Source organism: Paraburkholderia sp. BL18I3N2 (assembly GCF_003001875.1).
In the GTDB taxonomy this organism is placed as follows: domain Bacteria; phylum Pseudomonadota; class Gammaproteobacteria; order Burkholderiales; family Burkholderiaceae; genus Paraburkholderia; species Paraburkholderia phytofirmans.
In genome coordinates, this window is the sequence record NZ_PVNC01000009.1 from 48,705 (window position 1) to 65,319 (window position 16,615).

The 16,615-nt window shown below is 61.8% G+C and carries 15 protein-coding genes; 9 read left to right on the forward strand and 6 right to left on the reverse strand.

Going from position 1 to position 16,615, the window contains the following annotated elements:
- Positions 1–26 precede the first annotated feature (26 nt).
- Positions 27–584, reverse strand: a complete 558-nt coding sequence (locus B0G75_RS23145) for a CNP1-like family protein (RefSeq protein WP_106310926.1) — start codon at positions 582–584, stop codon at positions 27–29.
- Positions 585–661: 77 nt separating this feature from the next.
- Positions 662–1,402, reverse strand: coding sequence for an RNA pyrophosphohydrolase (locus B0G75_RS23150; RefSeq protein WP_106310928.1), 741 nt, complete (start codon positions 1,400–1,402; stop codon positions 662–664).
- Between the two features lie 314 nt (positions 1,403–1,716).
- On the opposite strand from B0G75_RS23150, the gene B0G75_RS23155 reads away from it, so the two are divergent.
- Both B0G75_RS23155 and B0G75_RS23160 read left to right on the forward strand, forming a co-directional pair.
- Complete coding sequence (locus B0G75_RS23155) at positions 1,717–3,453, forward strand: proline--tRNA ligase (RefSeq protein WP_106310931.1); 1,737 nt, start codon at positions 1,717–1,719, stop codon at positions 3,451–3,453.
- 12 nt (positions 3,454–3,465) lie between these two features.
- Positions 3,466–4,065, forward strand: a complete 600-nt coding sequence (locus tag B0G75_RS23160) for a MarC family protein (protein ID WP_106310934.1) — start codon at positions 3,466–3,468, stop codon at positions 4,063–4,065.
- A 188-nt stretch (positions 4,066–4,253) separates the two neighbouring features.
- Here the strand turns inward: B0G75_RS23160 and B0G75_RS23165 are convergent, their stop codons facing one another.
- Together B0G75_RS23165 and ffh are read right to left on the reverse strand one after the other, a co-directional pair.
- Positions 4,254–4,805, reverse strand: coding sequence for a hypoxanthine-guanine phosphoribosyltransferase (locus B0G75_RS23165; protein WP_106310936.1), 552 nt, complete (start codon positions 4,803–4,805; stop codon positions 4,254–4,256).
- Between the two features lie 154 nt (positions 4,806–4,959).
- Positions 4,960–6,327: a signal recognition particle protein gene (ffh, locus tag B0G75_RS23170; RefSeq protein ID WP_012434393.1), complete on the reverse strand. Its 1,368-nt coding sequence runs from the start codon at positions 6,325–6,327 to the stop codon at positions 4,960–4,962.
- Positions 6,328–6,408: 81 nt separating this feature from the next.
- On the opposite strand from ffh, the gene B0G75_RS23175 reads away from it, so the two are divergent.
- From B0G75_RS23175 to B0G75_RS23205, 7 genes are all read left to right on the forward strand, one after another.
- Positions 6,409–7,338: an inner membrane protein YpjD gene (locus B0G75_RS23175; RefSeq protein WP_106310939.1), complete on the forward strand. Its 930-nt coding sequence runs from the start codon at positions 6,409–6,411 to the stop codon at positions 7,336–7,338.
- 9 nt (positions 7,339–7,347) lie between these two features.
- Entirely contained in the window at positions 7,348–7,671 is a 324-nt protein-coding gene (locus tag B0G75_RS23180; RefSeq protein WP_106310942.1) for a PP0621 family protein, read from the forward strand.
- A complete protein-coding gene (ampD, locus tag B0G75_RS23185) occupies positions 7,668–8,264 on the forward strand; it encodes a 1,6-anhydro-N-acetylmuramyl-L-alanine amidase AmpD (RefSeq protein ID WP_106310945.1) in 597 nt (198 codons plus the stop codon). The genes B0G75_RS23180 and ampD overlap by 4 nt, the downstream gene beginning before the upstream one ends.
- Positions 8,265–8,815: 551 nt before the next feature.
- A complete protein-coding gene (locus B0G75_RS23190) occupies positions 8,816–11,821 on the forward strand; it encodes a ribonucleoside-diphosphate reductase subunit alpha (RefSeq protein WP_106310948.1) in 3,006 nt (1,001 codons plus the stop codon).
- Positions 11,822–12,543: 722 nt separating this feature from the next.
- Positions 12,544–13,779, forward strand: coding sequence for a ribonucleotide-diphosphate reductase subunit beta (locus B0G75_RS23195; protein ID WP_106310951.1), 1,236 nt, complete (start codon positions 12,544–12,546; stop codon positions 13,777–13,779).
- 86 nt (positions 13,780–13,865) lie between these two features.
- The gene (locus B0G75_RS23200; protein WP_012434387.1) at positions 13,866–14,192 is read left to right on the forward strand and encodes a hypothetical protein; all 327 of its coding nucleotides are present in this window, start codon (positions 13,866–13,868) and stop codon (positions 14,190–14,192) included.
- Positions 14,193–14,222: 30 nt separating this feature from the next.
- Positions 14,223–14,840 (forward strand): histone H1-like DNA-binding protein, encoded by a 618-nt coding sequence (locus B0G75_RS23205; protein WP_012434386.1) that lies wholly within the window; start codon positions 14,223–14,225, stop codon positions 14,838–14,840.
- A 249-nt stretch (positions 14,841–15,089) separates the two neighbouring features.
- On the opposite strand, the gene B0G75_RS23210 is transcribed toward B0G75_RS23205, so the two are convergent.
- Positions 15,090–15,566 carry a glycine zipper 2TM domain-containing protein gene (locus B0G75_RS23210; protein WP_106310954.1) on the reverse strand — a complete coding sequence of 159 codons (477 nt, stop codon included), beginning with the start codon at positions 15,564–15,566 and terminating at the stop codon, positions 15,090–15,092.
- Between the two features lie 26 nt (positions 15,567–15,592).
- Positions 15,593–16,531 carry a carbohydrate kinase family protein gene (locus B0G75_RS23215; protein WP_106310957.1) on the reverse strand — a complete coding sequence of 313 codons (939 nt, stop codon included), beginning with the start codon at positions 16,529–16,531 and terminating at the stop codon, positions 15,593–15,595.
- Positions 16,532–16,615: the final 84 nt, after the last annotated feature.

The following is a 16,615-nucleotide window of genomic DNA, read 5'->3' on the forward strand; positions in this document are numbered from 1 at the left end:
CCCACAACCCGCCAAGGATCCAAAGCTCAGTGGATCAACGAACTCGCTGTGCGCTTATAGCGGATGTTTTCCAGAATCGAGGCCGCGTTTCCCATGGGCATCTTGTTCGCGCATAGATAGTCCTGATACAGCGCAGCCTGATAAGCGTTGAGCGCGCCGTTCTCGATGCGCGTGAAGTTGTTTGCGACCGTCGTGTCCCAGCCGTCGTGATCCGAATTCAGGCCCGCATACTGGCGCCATTCGTACGTGTCGCAGCGAATCCCTTCGTAGATTACGTTACGAGCGCCGCTCGGGCTTGCCACGACGACGGTAAAGCGAACCACTCCGTCCGTACCGACAGTCAGCGACTTCCGGTCGACTGCGAATTGCAGCGGCGTATTGCCGGAGACTTCGAAAGGCAGCAGATTCGACTCTTGCGGCAGCGGCGGCAGAGCGTCCACCTTGTTCTCAACCCAAGTGCCCTGACGATCCAGCAAATAGGTAAACGCGCTGTCGTCTTTATTAGTAGGTTTGCCGGCGCTCGAACAACCAGCCAGCAGGGCGCCGGTGGCGACGCACGCCACGACGAGAGCAAGTGCTTTCAATATGGTTTCCTCGAAACACTGGCGCGGCTCGTCGAGCCGCGCCAGAGAGAGGCGGCGTGGACAGCCGCTCAGAGTTGTTAATTGCGCACGCCCGGGCGGAACAGCGAGCCGGCCGTTTCGCCTGCCGATTCGTCTTCGTGATCCGGCGCGGCATCGACTTCTGCCGTTGACCCGGATTCCGGACCGCAATCGGACGCGATCGTTACGTGAACCGATGTTTCGATGCTGACGGTGGTCACAGAAGTCACCGTCATTACCGTGGAATCCGGCGGACTTTCCATTGACGACGCTATCCGGGGATAACGCGGCCCATGGTGCCCGCCAGGTTTTTCCGCACGCGGCGCAGCCCGGCGCATGAAACGGGATAGCTCCGTCAGCGCCAACTGATATACATCCCGCTTGAACTCGATCACACAGTCGAGCGGCACCCAGTACTCGTTCCAGCGCCACGCATCGAACTCAGGGTGGTCGGTGGCGCGCAAGCAGATGTCGCAGTCGCGTCCAACCATCCGGAGCAAAAACCAGATTTGTTTCTGGCCGCGGTAATGACCGCGTACTTCGCGCTTGATGAACTTGTCAGGCACCTCGTAACGCAACCAGTCGCGCGTGCGACCGATCACCTTGACGTGCTCAGGAAGCAGCCCGGTTTCTTCGTGTAACTCCCGATACATCGCTTGCACGGGGGTCTCTCCGTACTTGATGCCCCCTTGCGGAAACTGCCAGGAATGTTCACGGAGCCGTTTGCCCCAAAACACCTCGTTGTGCGCGTTCAAGAGGATGATGCCGACGTTCGGGCGAAAGCCTTCACGATCCAGCATACAACCACCTTCGAATCCTTTAAAATTGCTTTGATTATAAACAGATAACGGGTCTGACGCACCGATTCGCACCAGATTGGAACGATTCGCCGCCAAAGGCCCGCGTTTGCGGTAGCCTGTCAGTCTTTCCGTGCCTTATCCCTTGTGCAAAGGCTTTGCGCGGCGGCTTCGGCGCTGCGGTCGGATTGCGCTGCACCGGTGTCAGTGTATTGTCAGGTGAGCCATGCCGGCTCAGAGCCGGATCTGTGTCGATTTCCCCACCGTTTTCACCTTTCGGGCGGTCCCTCCGGAGCCGCCGCTTTTGGATAATCTGAATGAAAGCTTCCCGTTTCTTTATCGGTACCCTCAAAGAAGCTCCCGCCGACGCAGAGATCGTCAGCCACAAGCTCATGGTGCGCGCCGGCATGATCCGCCGCGTTGCCGGCGGTATCTATAACTACCTGCCGATCGGCCTGCGCTCGATCCGCAAGGTGGAAGCCATCGTGCGCGAAGAAATGAACCGGGCAGGCGGTATTGAATTGCTGATGCCGGCGGTGCAGCCGGCCGAGTTGTGGCAGGAATCGGGCCGTTGGGAAAAGTACGGTCCCGAACTGCTGCGCTTCAAGGATCGCAGGCAGTCCGATTTCGTGATCGGACCGACCCACGAAGAAGTGGTCACGGATATTGCGCGTAATCAGATCAAAAGCTACCGCCAGCTTCCGGTGAACTTCTACCAGATTCAGACCAAGTTCCGCGACGAAATCCGTCCGCGTTTCGGCGTGATGCGCGGCCGCGAATTCATCATGAAAGACGCGTACTCGTTCGACAAGGACATGGACGGTCTGCGCGAGTCGTATCGCAAGATGTACGACGCGTACGTGCGCATTTTCACGCGCCTCGGTCTGGACTTCCGCGCGGTGGCGGCGGACAACGGTTCGATCGGCGGCAGCGGTTCGCACGAATTCCACGTGATCGCCGAGACCGGTGAAGATGCGATCGCCTACTGCCCGACCTCCGATTTCGCGGCGAACGTCGAAGCGGCCGAAGCGCTGCCGCTCTACGCGGAACGCGCGGCGCCCGCCGAAGAGATGAAGAAGACCGCCACGCCGGGCAAGGCGAAGTGCGAAGCGGTGGCCGAACTGCTGAACATTCCGCTCGAGCGCACGATCAAGTCGATCATCCTCGCCACCGAAAATGAAGGCGCCGAGCCGACCATCTGGTTGCTGATGCTGCGCGGCGACCACGATCTGAACGAGATCAAGGCGAGCAAGCTACCCGGTCTGGCCGACTTTCGCATGGCGACCGAGGCTGAAATCATCGAAACCTTCGGTACGCCGCCGGGTTACCTCGGTCCGATCGGCACGAAGAAGCCGATCAAGGTCGTCGCGGATCGCACGGTCGCAAACATGAGCGACTTCGTGGTCGGCTCGAACGAAGTGGATTACCACACCACTGGCGTGAACTGGGGCCGTGATCTGCCGGAGCCTGTCGTCGCCGATATTCGCAACGTGAAGAAGGGCGATCCGTCGCCGGACGGCAAGGGCGTGATCGACATCTGCCGCGGTATCGAAGTGGGCCACGTGTTCCAGCTCGGCACCAAGTATTCCGAAGCCATGGGCGCGACCTGCCTCGACGAAACCGGCAAGCCGCGTCCCATGGAAATGGGCTGCTACGGGATCGGCGTGACGCGTATCCTGGGCGCCGCGATCGAACAGAATTTCGACGACAAGGGCATCATCTGGCCGGAATCGATCGCGCCGTTCGAAGTCGTGCTGTGCCCGATGGGCTACGACCGCAGCGAAGCCGTGCGCGCGGAAGCCGACAAGCTTTACGCTGCGCTGGTCGAAGCGGGTATCGACGTGATCCTCGACGACCGCGGCGAGCGCCCGGGCGTGATGTTCGCCGACTGGGAACTGATCGGCGTGCCGCATCGTCTCGTGATCGGCGACCGTGGCCTGAAGGAAGGCAAGCTCGAATACCAGGGCCGCCGCGACGCTGAAGCGACGCTGCTGCCGGTCGAAGACGCCGCGCAAACGGTGATCGGGAAGGTTCGCGCAGCGTTGGCGCGTTAAGCGGAGCGGACGGTGGAGTACACCTTCCTGTCCGCGACCGTCCTGCTGATTCTGATCACCGATCCGCTCGGCAACATTCCGCTCTTCATAAGTTGTCTGCGCGGTGTGTCGCCGAAGCGGCGCACGATCGTCATTCTCCGTGAGGTGGCGATTGCGTTTGCGATCCTGTTGATCTTCATGGTGGTCGGCGACCGTTTTCTGCGCATGATGAGCCTGACCGACCAGTCGTTGCGAATCGGCGGCGGGATCGTGTTGTTTCTGATTGCGCTGAGGATGGTGTTTCCGCATCCGGACGGTCCGTTCGGCGGCGACACGCGCGGCGGCGAGCCGCTCATCGTGCCGCTCGCCATTCCGGCGCTAGCGGGGCCGTCGGCGCTGGCCACCGTGATGCTGCTGACGTCGCAGGCGCCCGGCAAGATGTTCGAGTGGATCGGCGCGCTGACTGTCACGATGGTGGTCTGCGCGATCGTGCTGATGCTGGCGGAGCGCATTCAGGCGTGGCTCGGCGAGCGCGCGATGATGGCGTTCGAAAGGCTGATGGGTCTGGTGCTGGTAGCGATTTCGGTGGAGATGATGCTCGGCGGGATTCGGTCGTTCGTGCATCAACTTTGAAAGGCGTTCGCCGCCGCGCCAGGTAATCCGCGACTTGCGGCTCTTGGCGCAATGCAGCGCGACGCAACGCGCACAGCACAGCGCAAAGCCCAGCAATTTCACATAAAAAAAGCGGCTCCATGAGGGCCGCTTTTTCGTCTCTTCGACACGCCGCAAAACAGTTACGCGGCGGCGAGAAAAGCAGGCAATTACGCCCCTTCAGTCAGCGCACGAATAGTGGGCAGGTTACGCCAGTAACCCTTCGCATCCATGCCGCAGCCGAACACATAGCGGTCCGGCACTTCGAAGCCGCAATAATCCGGGCGCAGCGGCTTCGCCTTCGGAATGATCTTCTCGCACAGCACCGCGCTCAGGAAGCGCTTCGCGCCCATCGCGAGAATGCGGTCGCGGATTGCGGCCATCGTCTCGCCTTCGTCGAGAATGTCGTCGAGCACCAGCACGACGCGATCTTTCACCGACTCCGCCGGCGCCACGCGCCACTGCATCTCGTTGCCGCCCTTGGTGGTGTTGCGGTAGCGGGTCAGGTGGATGTAGTCGAACTCGAGCGGGAAATCGAGGTGCGGCAACAGCATGCCGGTGAACACAGCCGCGCCGCCCATGACCGACAGCACGAGCGGGAAGTCCTCGCTCATCTCGTTGCGGATGGCGGCCGCCATGCCGCTGATCGACGCGTTGACGTCGTCGGCCGAAACGATTTCTTCGGAGTGGGTAAAAATGTGGAGAGCTTCTTCGCGGTTCATGACGTCTGACGGGCGGTGACTGTATACATAGTGTGAGTGAGGACGGCGGCGCGCGGTACAGAATAAACCCGCACAAAGCGGGAGTCGGCCCAGCGGAGTCAGGGGCGCGTTCCGTGGTTCATGCGCGGAACGCGCGTCGCCGTCTTGCTAAAGCTTAGCGCATGCCGGGCAACATGCCCTTCATGCCGCGCATCATCTTTTGCAGATTGCCGCCTTTGAGCTTTTTCATCATGGTGCGCATCTGGTCGTACTGGTTCAGCATGCGGTTGACTTCCTGCACCTGCACGCCCGCGCCAGCGGCAATACGGCGCTTGCGCGTGGCCTTGATCAGATCCGGCTTGGCGCGCTCCTGCGGCGTCATGGAATTGATGATGCCTTCCATGCGGCGCATCTGCTTCTCGGCCTGGCCCATGTTGGCGCCCGCGGCGGCTTGCTGGAACTGCGCGGGCAGCTTGTCCATCAGCGACGACAGGCCGCCCATGCCCTTCATTTGCGTGAGCTGTGCGCGGAAATCGTTCAGATCGAAGTCGCCGCCCTTCTTGACCTTGTCTGCGAGCTTCTGTGCGGCCTGCACGTCCACGCCGCGTTGCGCTTCTTCGACGAGGGCGAGAATGTCGCCCATGCCGAGAATCCGGTTCGCCATGCGATCCGGGTAGAAGACTTCGAGGCCGTCAAGCTTTTCCGCGACGCCGACGAACTTGATCGGCTTGCCGGTGACGTGACGCACGGAGAGCGCCGCGCCGCCGCGCGAGTCGCCGTCGAGCTTGGTGAGGACCACGCCGGTGAGCGGCAGCGCGTCGCTAAATGCCTTGGCGGTGTTGACCGCGTCCTGGCCGAGCATCGCGTCGACCACGAACAGCGTTTCCGCCGGCTTCAGCGTGTTATGCAGCGCGGTGATTTCCTGCATCATCGCTTCGTCGATACCGAGACGGCCGGCCGTGTCGACCAGCAGCACGTCGTGATAGTGGCGCTTGGCCCAATCCACCGCGGCGCGCGCGATGTCGACCGGTTTCTGATCCGGTTCCGACGGGAAGAAATCCGCGCCGACCTGCTCGGTCACCGTCTTCAACTGCGCGATCGCGGCAGGACGGTAAACGTCGCACGACACGGTCAGTACTTTTTTCTTGTACTTCTCGCGCAGCAGCTTGGCGAGCTTGCCGACGGTGGTCGTCTTACCCGCGCCCTGCAGACCCGCCATCAGGATCACGGCCGGCGGCGTGACGGCGAGGTTGAGCTCGACCGCCTTGCCCTCGTAGTCGCCGCCGATGATCGCGGTCAGCTCGCGCTGCACCACGCCGACGAGCGCCTGGCCCGGCGAGAGGCTGCTGATGACTTCTTCGCCGAGCGCCTTTTCCTTCACCTTGGCGATGAACTCGCGCACGACGGGCAGCGCCACGTCGGCCTCGAGCAGCGCGAGACGCACCTCGCGCAGCATTTCCTGGGTGTTCGCCTCGGTGAGCCGGGCTTCGCCGCGCAGCGTCTTGACGACGCGCGCCATCCGTTGAGTCAGATTGTCGAGCATGGGGAGCGATGAACAGTGCGGCCGGAGCGGGGCGCGATGCAGGAGACGTCGCGGAGCAGGGGCCTAGTGTAAACTTCGAATATGGATATTGTACTGTATGCCCTCACTGCGCTCCTCTACGGCGGTTTAGCCGTGGCCGGCTGGCGCTCGCACCGGCACGCCGCGTTGCGTCCCATGCTCGAAAGCGTGCCGCCGGTGCCTGCCGCAGCGGCGCCCGTGTCGGCTCCGTCGGCTGCTTCGGGCATGAGCGGCTCGGGCCGCGCGCTGCTGTTCGTCGCGCTGCTCGCTCACGGCGTGCTGCTGCATACCACCATCTTTCCGCAGAACGCGATGGTGTTCGGATTCGCGTTCGCGCTCTCGGCCATGTTCTGGCTCGGCGCCGGCATCTACTGGATCGAGAGCTTTTTCTTTCCGCTCGACGGTCTGCGCCTGCTGGTTCTGCCGCTCGCCTGCGTCGCCTCGTTGCTGCCGCTCGCATTCAACGGCGTGCGCGTGCTGCCGTATTCGGCCGCGCCGATGTTCAAGCTGCACTTTCTGATCGCCAACATCGCCTACGGTTTGTTTGCGATCGCGGCGCTGCACGCCATTCTGATGCTGCTGGTCGAACGGCGTCTGCACGCCATGCGCGGCGGCATGGCGCAGCGGCACGCGGCCGCGGCGGGCAACGGCTGGCTGTCGAGCTGGCTCGATACGCTGCCGCCGCTCCTCACGCTCGAGAAGCTGCTGTTCCGTTTGATCGGCGCGGGTTTTGTCTTGCTGACGTTGACGCTGGTGTCGGGCATTCTGTTCAGCGAGCAACTGGTCGACCGCGCATTACGGCTCGATCACAAGACCGTGTTCGCGATTCTTTCCTGGGTGATGTTCGGCGCGCTGCTGACCGCGCGCAAAGTTTCCGGCTGGCGCGGCCGTGCGGCATTGCGCTGGGTGCTGGCGTCGTTCGTCGCGCTGTTGCTGGCGTACGTCGGCAGCCGTTTTGTTTTCGAGGTGCTGTTGCACCGAGCTGTAGTGTGAGCGTGTCCCATGCGACAAATATTTCTGCTGATCCTGTTGTTCATCGTCGGCCAGTGGCTGGTGAAGGCGCTGCGTCGTCATGACGCGCAGGCGTCTCAACGCAGCGGCGCGAACGGCGCCGCTGACGCCAAGGGCGCGAATGGTGCGAATGGTCCGAACGGTGGTGCGCGCGCTGCCGCGCCGGCGCAACTCGCCGAGCCGATGATCCGTTGCGTCGAGTGCGGCGTGCACGCGCCGAAGAGCGATTCCGTGGTGGTGGCCGGGCAGGCATTCTGCAGCGCCGCGCACGCGCAGCGTCACGGCGCGCGACCCATGGGCCGCGACGCTCGATGAGCGTCGAGTTCACCGTCGATGCCGACGGTTGGGTCGCCGCCGCACGCAAACTGCCATCGCCGAATTTCGAAGCGCGGCCCGAAGCGGCCGTACCGACGCTGATCGTGGTTCACAACATCAGCCTGCCGCCCAACGAATTCGGCGGCACCGCAATTGCCGAGCTGTTCCTCAACACGCTCGATTGCGACGCTCACCCGTACTACGACTCCCATCTGCGCGGCGTACGAGTATCGGCGCATTTCGTGATCCATCGCGACGGCGCGCTCGAACAGTTCGTGTCGTGCAACGAGCGCGCGTGGCACGCCGGGCCGTCGAATTTTTTCGGCCGCGAGCGCTGCAATGACTTCTCGATCGGCATCGAGTTGGAGGGCAGCGACACCACGCCTTTCGAAGCGGCTCAATACCGCACGCTCAGCGCCCTGGTGAGCGCGCTCAAGGCTCGCTATCCGGTCGAAGCGCTCGCTGGTCACTCGGACATCGCCCCCGGTCGCAAGACCGATCCAGGGCCGCATTTCGAGTGGCAGCGTCTGCAGCGCGACACCTCGCTCGACGCTCAGTATTTCCCCTATCTCAAGTTTTCCAAAAGGCCGTAACGGCCCTTCGCGCGACTTCGCGTGATGCGAGGAGAGCAAGGCGCTGCCTTGTTCTCCGGGGAGTCGTGTTCGCGCCGCGCCAAGCAAAAGTCAAGACTTTCAGAGCAAATAAAACGATTTGACCTGTCTCGAATCTCCACTATACTTGGTGCCACAAATCCAGTTGTGCACTATATCTTGTGTTGCTCTGTGCATAACCATGTGCATAACCGTGTGATAAGCGCGTGCACAACTGGTGAACAAGTCAGCGGCGTCCGCTCTCCGAGCACGGCGCCGCAAGCATTTCAGGCAGCGAAAAAATATTCCTGTGGCGTGGCCGGAGAGACCACCGGCGGCATCCAGAAGCATTCAGGAAAGGGGCTTAGCAAGTGATCGCGACATACACGATGAAGACCGTTATCAATTCGAACCAGGCTTCATCGCATTCGCATCCCGCCAACCGGCTCAGCCGGTCCCTTTCCTGCACCCCATCGCTTGCGCACGCGGCGGCGCAGCGTTCGTTTTAATCCGCGGATCTTCCCGCAACATTTCCAGGACCAGGAGCTTTGCACATGCAAACCACCGACAACGTGACGACCCGGTACGAGGGCTCACCGACTGGCCAGGCCTTCGGCCAGGCACAAGGCGCACAAGCGCTCGCGCCGCAAGCGACCTTCGCCGACTACAAGGTGATCCGTCGTAACGGCAGTGTCGTGTCGTTCGAACCGTCGAAAATCGCCATCGCCGTGACGAAGGCATTTCTGGCCGTGAACGGTGGTCAAGGCGCCGCCTCGGCGCGTGTGCGCGAACTGGTCGAGCAACTCACGCAGAACGTGGTGCGCGCACTCGTGCGCAGCCGCCCGAACGGCGGCACGTTCCATATCGAAGACATTCAGGATCAGGTCGAACTCGCGCTGATGCGCGGCGGCGAGCACAACGTCGCGCGTGCGTACGTGCTGTATCGCGAGAAGCGCACGCAGGCGCGCGGTCATGACGACCAGATCGTGGCGAACACGCCGGGTCTGAACGTGACCGACAACGGCGTCACGCGTCCGCTGGACATGGCTGCGCTGCGCGGCATCATCGAGTCCGCCTGCGCGAATCTGGGCGACGCGGTGAACGCCGATCCGATCATCGCGGAAACGGTCAAGAATCTGTACGACGGCGTGCCGATGAGCCAGGTCTACGACTCGGCGATTCTGGCGGCCCGCACCATGATCGAAAAAGACCCGGCGTACAGCCAGGTCACCGCACGCATCCTGCTGCACACGATCCGCCGCGAGATCCTCGAAGAAGAAGTCACGCAAGCCGAAATGGGCGAGCGTTACGCCGAATACTTCCCGCAGTTCATCAAGCGCGGCGTGCAAGCCGAGTTGCTCGACGACAAGCTGCTGCAGTTCGACCTGAAGCGCCTCGGTGCCGCACTCGACAACAACCGCGATCTTCAATTCGGCTACCTCGGTCTGCAGACGCTGTACGACCGCTACTTCCTGCATCACGACAACGTCCGCATCGAAATGCCGCAGGCATTCTTTATGCGTGTCGCGATGGGCCTGTCGTTGAACGAGATCGACCGCGAAGCCCGCGCGATCGAGTTTTACAACGTGCTGTCGAGCTTCGACTTCATGTCGTCCACGCCGACGCTGTTCAACTCGGGCACGCGCCGTTCGCAACTTTCGTCGTGCTACCTGACCACGGTCGACGACGACCTCGACGGCATCTACGAAGCGCTGAAGGAAAACGCGCTGCTGTCGAAGTTCGCCGGCGGTCTGGGCAACGACTGGACGCGCGTGCGCGCTTTGGGCTCCCACATCAAGGGCACCAATGGCAAGTCGCAAGGCGTCGTGCCGTTCCTGAAGGTCGTCAACGACACGGCGGTCGCCGTGAACCAGGGCGGCAAGCGCAAGGGCGCGGTGTGCGCGTACCTGGAATCGTGGCACCTGGACATCGAGGAATTCCTCGAGTTGCGCAAGAACACCGGCGACGACCGTCGTCGCACGCACGACATGAACACGGCGAACTGGATTCCCGACCTGTTCATGAAGCGCGTGATGGAAGGCGGCGACTGGACGCTGTTCTCGCCGTCCACCTGCCCGGATCTGCACGACCTGTTCGGCGCCGATTTCGAAAAGGCTTACACGGCTTACGAAGACAAGGTCGCGCGCGGCGAGATCAAGCTGTTCAAGAAGATTCCGGCGGCGCAACTGTGGCGCAAGATGCTGGGCATGCTGTTCGAAACCGGCCACCCGTGGATCACGTTCAAGGATCCGTGCAATGTGCGCTCGCCGCAACAGCACGTCGGCGTCGTCCACTCGTCGAACCTGTGCACGGAAATCACGCTGAACACCAGCGACGCCGAAATCGCCGTCTGCAACCTGGGCTCGGTGAACCTCGTCGCTCACCTGAAGGAACAGGCCGACGGCACGCTCGTGCTCGACCACGACAAGCTCAAGCGCACCGTCAGCGTGGCCATGCGCATGCTCGACAACGTGATCGACATCAACTACTACGCGGTCGCCAAGGCGCGTAACTCGAACCTGAAGCACCGTCCGGTCGGCATGGGCATCATGGGCTTCCAGGACTGTCTGCATCTGCTGCGCACGCCGTACGCGTCGGAAGAGGCGGTCAAGTTCGCCGATACGTCGATGGAAGCGGTTTGCTACTACGCTTACTACGCGTCGACGGAACTGGCGCAGGAGCGCGGCCGTTACTCCAGCTACCGCGGCTCGCTGTGGGATCGCGGCATCCTCCCGCAAGACTCGGTGAAGCTGCTGGCCGACGCACGCGGCGGTTACGTCGAAGTCGATTCGAGCGAGTCGATGGACTGGACCGAACTGCGTTCGCGCATCGCCACCTACGGCATGCGCAACTCGAACTGCGTCGCGATCGCGCCGACGGCGACGATCTCGAACATCATCGGCGTGTCGGCTTGCATCGAACCGACCTTCCAGAATCTGTATGTGAAGTCGAATCTGTCGGGCGAATTCACGGTGGTCAACGACTACCTGGTACGCGACCTGAAGGCTCGCGGCCTGTGGGACGAAGTGATGGTCGCCGACCTGAAGTACTTCGACGGCACGCTCTCGCGCATCGACCGGATCCCGGCCGACCTGCGCGCGATCTACGCCACCGCGTTCGAAGTCGATCCGAAGTGGCTGGTCGAAGCGGCATCGCGTCGTCAGAAGTGGATCGACCAGGCGCAATCGCTGAACATTTATATGGGCGGCGCGTCGGGTAAGAAGCTCGACGAGATCTACAAGCTCGCCTGGGTGCGCGGCTTGAAGACCACGTACTACCTCCGCACGATGGCGGCGACCCACGTCGAGAAATCGACGGTGGCGCACGGCGCGCTGAACGCGGTGAGCTCGGGTGGCGGTGAAGGTTCGGGCGGCGCCGCGGGTGGCGCGGCGGGTGGTTTCGGTGCGAACAACGGCGCGGCTGGTGGTGCCGCAGGTGGCTTTCAGGCTGCAGCGGCCGCGCCAGCAGTCGCGGTTGAAGCAGCGCCGGAAGCGGATGGTCCGGTGTGCATGATGCGTCCGGGCGACCCTGGTTTCGACGAGTGCGAAGCTTGCCAATAAGAAGCACGCAGGTAGCAGGATCGCTGCTTGCTGACTGCTTGTAGGTAATGACCCGCATGCAGCGAACAGCGAAGCTGAAGGAAGTGAAGCAGAAGTGAAGTCGATGAGCGGCGCGGCGAGTGAAATTCGAAGCGCGCTGTTCATCGCAGCGCAGCGAAGCGACGTGACGCAGTGAAGCAGGGCAGGTCGCTGACTTCGTGACGCGGTTATCGTGAGCCGGTCAATCAGCAGTCCGCAGTCAGCAGTCGGCAGCACCAGACGAAGCGCGCGACACAGTGCGCGTAGCAAACGCTTCGATCGATGGGTCGATCAACGCAACCGGCCCGATGCATCGCTCGACATGGTATTGAACTTCACCTCGCCGGCACTGACGAACAGACGAGTGCGAGGCAAATGCGAAGCACACGCAGGGCAAGCGCGAAGCAAGCGCGGACCACCGCGACGAGCAACGCGAGTCAGCAGTCGCAAGACGCTACAGGCACGCTCCGCAATACATATAGATAGAGCAGCGAAACGTCGCATCGACACGTTGCTCTCGAGCTCGCGAAGCACCTCGACGACACACGTTCAACACGCTTCACATGAGGTGATGCACACACTCCGTTGAACAAAGTGTTGTATGAACGTAGCAACGCGAATCGAAAACAGGATTTTTCATCAGCGAACTCTTTTATCGCTCGTGAAAAGATGGTACAAACCGTTCTAAATTGATGGTGACATTTATGCTCAACTGGGATGACGAGATCACTGCCGTAACTCCCTCGAGCGCTACGCAACAGAATGTGTTGCGCAACGCTGCGGGATCGGCTGTCGGTTCGCAAGTCGGAACGCGTTCCGCTCCTCATGCTCCCTCGGCTCAAGACGTCTTCGCGAACGACATTGCTGTCGCTCCCGTCGCTCATGTGACCCACGCTGCTGCCGAGACGGCTGCTGTTTCGGAAGCGCGAGTCAACGTCGCCGACAAGCGCATCATCAACGGCCAGACCGACGTCAATCAGTTGGTGCCGTTCAAATACAAGTGGGCTTGGGAAAAGTATCTGGCTGGTTGCGCCAACCACTGGATGCCGCAAGAAGTGAACATGTCGCGCGACATCGCCCTCTGGAAAGACCCGAACGGTCTGACCGAAGACGAGCGCCGCATCGTCAAGCGCAACCTGGGCTTCTTCGTGACGGCCGATTCCCTCGCCGCCAACAATATCGTGCTGGGCACCTACCGCCACATCACGGCGCCCGAATGCCGGCAGTTCCTGCTGCGCCAGGCGTTCGAAGAGGCGATCCACACGCACGCCTACCAGTACATCGTCGAGTCCCTAGGTCTCGACGAAGGCGAAATCTTCAACGCGTATCACGAGGTCTCCTCGATCCGCGCGAAAGACGAATTCCTGATTCCGTACATCCACGTGCTGACCGATCCGGCCTTCAAGACCGGCACGCTCGAGGCAGACCAGACGCTGCTGCGCTCGCTGATCGTGTTCGCCTGTGTGATGGAGGGGCTGTTCTTCTACGTCGGCTTTACCCAAATCCTGGCGCTGGGTCGCCAGAACAAGATGACCGGCGCGGCGGAACAGTACCAGTACATCCTGCGCGACGAGTCGATGCACTGCAACTTCGGCATCGACCTGATCAACCAGATCAAACTCGAAAACCCGCAACTCTGGACGGCTGAGTTCCGCGCGGAAATCCGCGAGATCTTCCAGCAAGCGGTCGAACTTGAATATCGTTACGCAGAAGACACGATGCCGCGCGGGGTGCTCGGCCTCAATGCGTCGATGTTCAAGAGCTATTTGCGCTTCATCTGCAACCGCCGTTGCCAGCAGATCGGTCTCGATCCGCTGTACCCGAACGAGGAAAACCCGTTCCCGTGGATGAGCGAGATGATCGACCTGAAGAAGGAACGCAACTTCTTCGAGACGCGAGTAATCGAATATCAGACTGGCGGCGCGCTGACCTGGGAGTGATCCGGGTTCGTACCGCAGATGCATTCATCGATGGGGATGCCGTCGGCTTGGGCCGCGGCAATTTTGGCTAGGAGCAGAATCGCCTGATGCAAAGCATGCCCGGTGCGCCGCGTGCCTTCGCGGCCCACAACTATGACAGGCACTTTGCGAACCCTTCAGTGGGATGGGCAAACTTCCCCCCGGAAAAAGCCGCTGGCGTCGTTGCCGGCGGCTCGATCAAGCAATTGCCGGCGTTGAGCTTTCACGCCGAACAGATCTGGCGCGCGGTGCCTTTTGGCACGGCGCGCCTTACCGCATTCATTAGCGTAAGCGCGCAGCACCTGCGTACGCCGATGAATAGCCCGCTTCGTAGCGCGCGCCCTGAGAAGCGTCCGCGGGAAGCGGGTTTTGACGAAGGGTGTAGTTTGAACTGACTCTCATCTGAAAACCTGAAGGAGAAAATGATGGCAACTGCAAAAAAAGCCGCCGCTAAGAAACCCGCAGCCAAGAAGGTCGCAGCAAAGAAGGCTGCTCCGGCTAAGAAAGCTGCTCCGGCAAAGAAAGTCGCTGCCAAGAAAGTGGCAGTGAAGAAGGTTGCAGCAAAGAAGGCAGCACCGGCCAAGAAGGTTGCAGCGAAGAAAGCTGCTCCGGCCAAGAAGGCTGCTGCCAAGAAAGTCGCAGTGAAGAAGGTTGCGGCTAAGAAGGCTGCACCGGCTAAGAAAGCCGCAGTGAAGAAGGTTGCAGCAAAGAAGGCAGCACCGGCTAAGAAGGCTGCAGCGAAGAAGGCTGCACCGGCTAAGAAGGCTGCTGCCAAGAAGGCTGCGCCTGCGAAAAAGGCTGCTGCTAAAAAGGCTGCGCCCGCGAAAAAGGCTGCCGCTAAAAAGGCTGCGCCTGCCAAGAAGGCTGCCGCGAAGAAAGCCGCTGCTCCTGCCAAGAAGGCTGCCCCTGCGAAGAAGGCTGTTGCCAAGAAGGCGGCTCCCGCACCCGCAGCGACTTCTGTCTCGAGCGCACCGGCGGCGACGGTGAAGACCGCGCTGAACCCGGCAGCGGCATGGCCGTTCCCGACGGGCAGCCGTCCGTAAGCTGGACGACAAGCGGTAGAAGTACTTCGACACGTCGCATGTGATGTGTCCGATGATCGAGTAGCGCTTGAGTAGCTTGGTGAGCGCTACTCGGTCAGTCCCGTTGCCGGTTTCCGGTGACGGGATTTTTTTTGCCCTGAGAAACCACCCGGCGAGAAACGTACAGGCGAAAAAAACGCATGCACAGGGGAGGGCATGCGTGTGAGGTCGTCGCGGCGGCAGACAGCCTCGCCGCGCGAGAGGGGAAACTTAGTGCGTGACGCGCGTGACGCCGCCGCTGGAAAGCAATCGCACGCGCTCGCCGGCGCGGAAGATCTCGCCGGTGGCGCTTTGCGTGATGGCGCGCATGTCGCCGTTATCGAGCCGGACCGTGATCTCAAGGCCGTCACGCACCGCGACACCGTTCTCAACCGCGTTGCCGGCCACGGCACCCGCCAGACCACCGATGATGCCCGTGACAATCGCGCCGGTGCCGCCGCCGATCCTGCTGCCGGCCACCGCACCCAAGGCGCCGCCACCGATCGCGCCGAGACCGCTCGGCTGGCCGTTGTTCGAGCTGATCTTCACGGCGCGCACGCTATCCACCGTGCCCATGCGAACCGTTTCTTCACGCTGTGCTTGCGATGCCGTGTAGACGTCCGCAGAACTGCTGTTATACGCACACCCCGACATGGCCAGCGAACCGGCAATCAAGGCGGCCAGGACCAGGCGACTCGTTGTTCTCATTCCCTAAACTCCAGTAGCTCTCGGTATTACGGCAGGTCGTATCCGAACGCCTGCTTGAACCGCTCGTTGATCTCGGCCCGGCTGGGCGCGTAATTTTGCGGACCCTGATGTTCGATCTTCAGCGCGCCCATCAGGCTCGCGAGACGCCCGGTAGTGGCCCAGCCAAGCTTTTTCTCGATGCCGTACAGCAAGCCGCCGCGGAACGCGTCGCCGCAACCTGTCGGGTCGAGCACTTGCTGTGCCTTGACCGCCGGAATCTCTTCGATGCCGCCCGCGTGATGGATCTGCGCGCCATGCTCGCCGAGTGTGACGATCAGCGCCTCGACCTTGCCGGCAATCTCTTCGATCGACCAGCCCGTCTTGTTGCTCACCAGTTTGGCTTCGTAATCATTGACCGCTACATAAGTGGCGAGTTCAATCATGCGCCGCAGCGACTCGCTGTCGAAGAGCGGCAAGCCCTGACCCACGTCAAAGATGTACGGGACGCCCGCGGCCGCGAGATGCTCAGAGTGCTGGATCATGCCGTCGTAGCCATCCGGCCCGACGATGCCGAGCGTGATGCCCTTGGCCTCGTCTGCGCGATTCAGATGCGCCTGCATCATCGCGCCGGGGTGGAACGCGGTGATCTGATTGTTTTCCAGGTCGGTGGTGATCATCGCCTGCGCCGTGTACGTGTCCGGCACCACCAGCACGCTCTCCGTCGACAGCCCGAGTTGCTCGAAGCGGTCCATATAAAGCTGCGCGTCGACCGAGCCGAGCGTGCCCATGATGCGCGCGTCGCCGCCCAGCAGATGCAGCGAGTAGGCGATGTTGCCCGCGCAGCCGCCGAACTCGCGGCGCATGGTCGGCACGAGAAAGCTCACGTTCAGGATGTGGACCTGCTCCGGCAGGATGTGCTCCCGGAACCGGCCTTCGAAGGTCATGATGTTGTCGTAGGCGAGCGAGCCGCAAATCAGCGTAGCCAAGGCGAGCGTTCCTGTAAAAACGATAAAGAGAATGGGCGCGACGATGTGACAGCGCCGCGCATGAAGCGCGGCGCCGGGTTCATG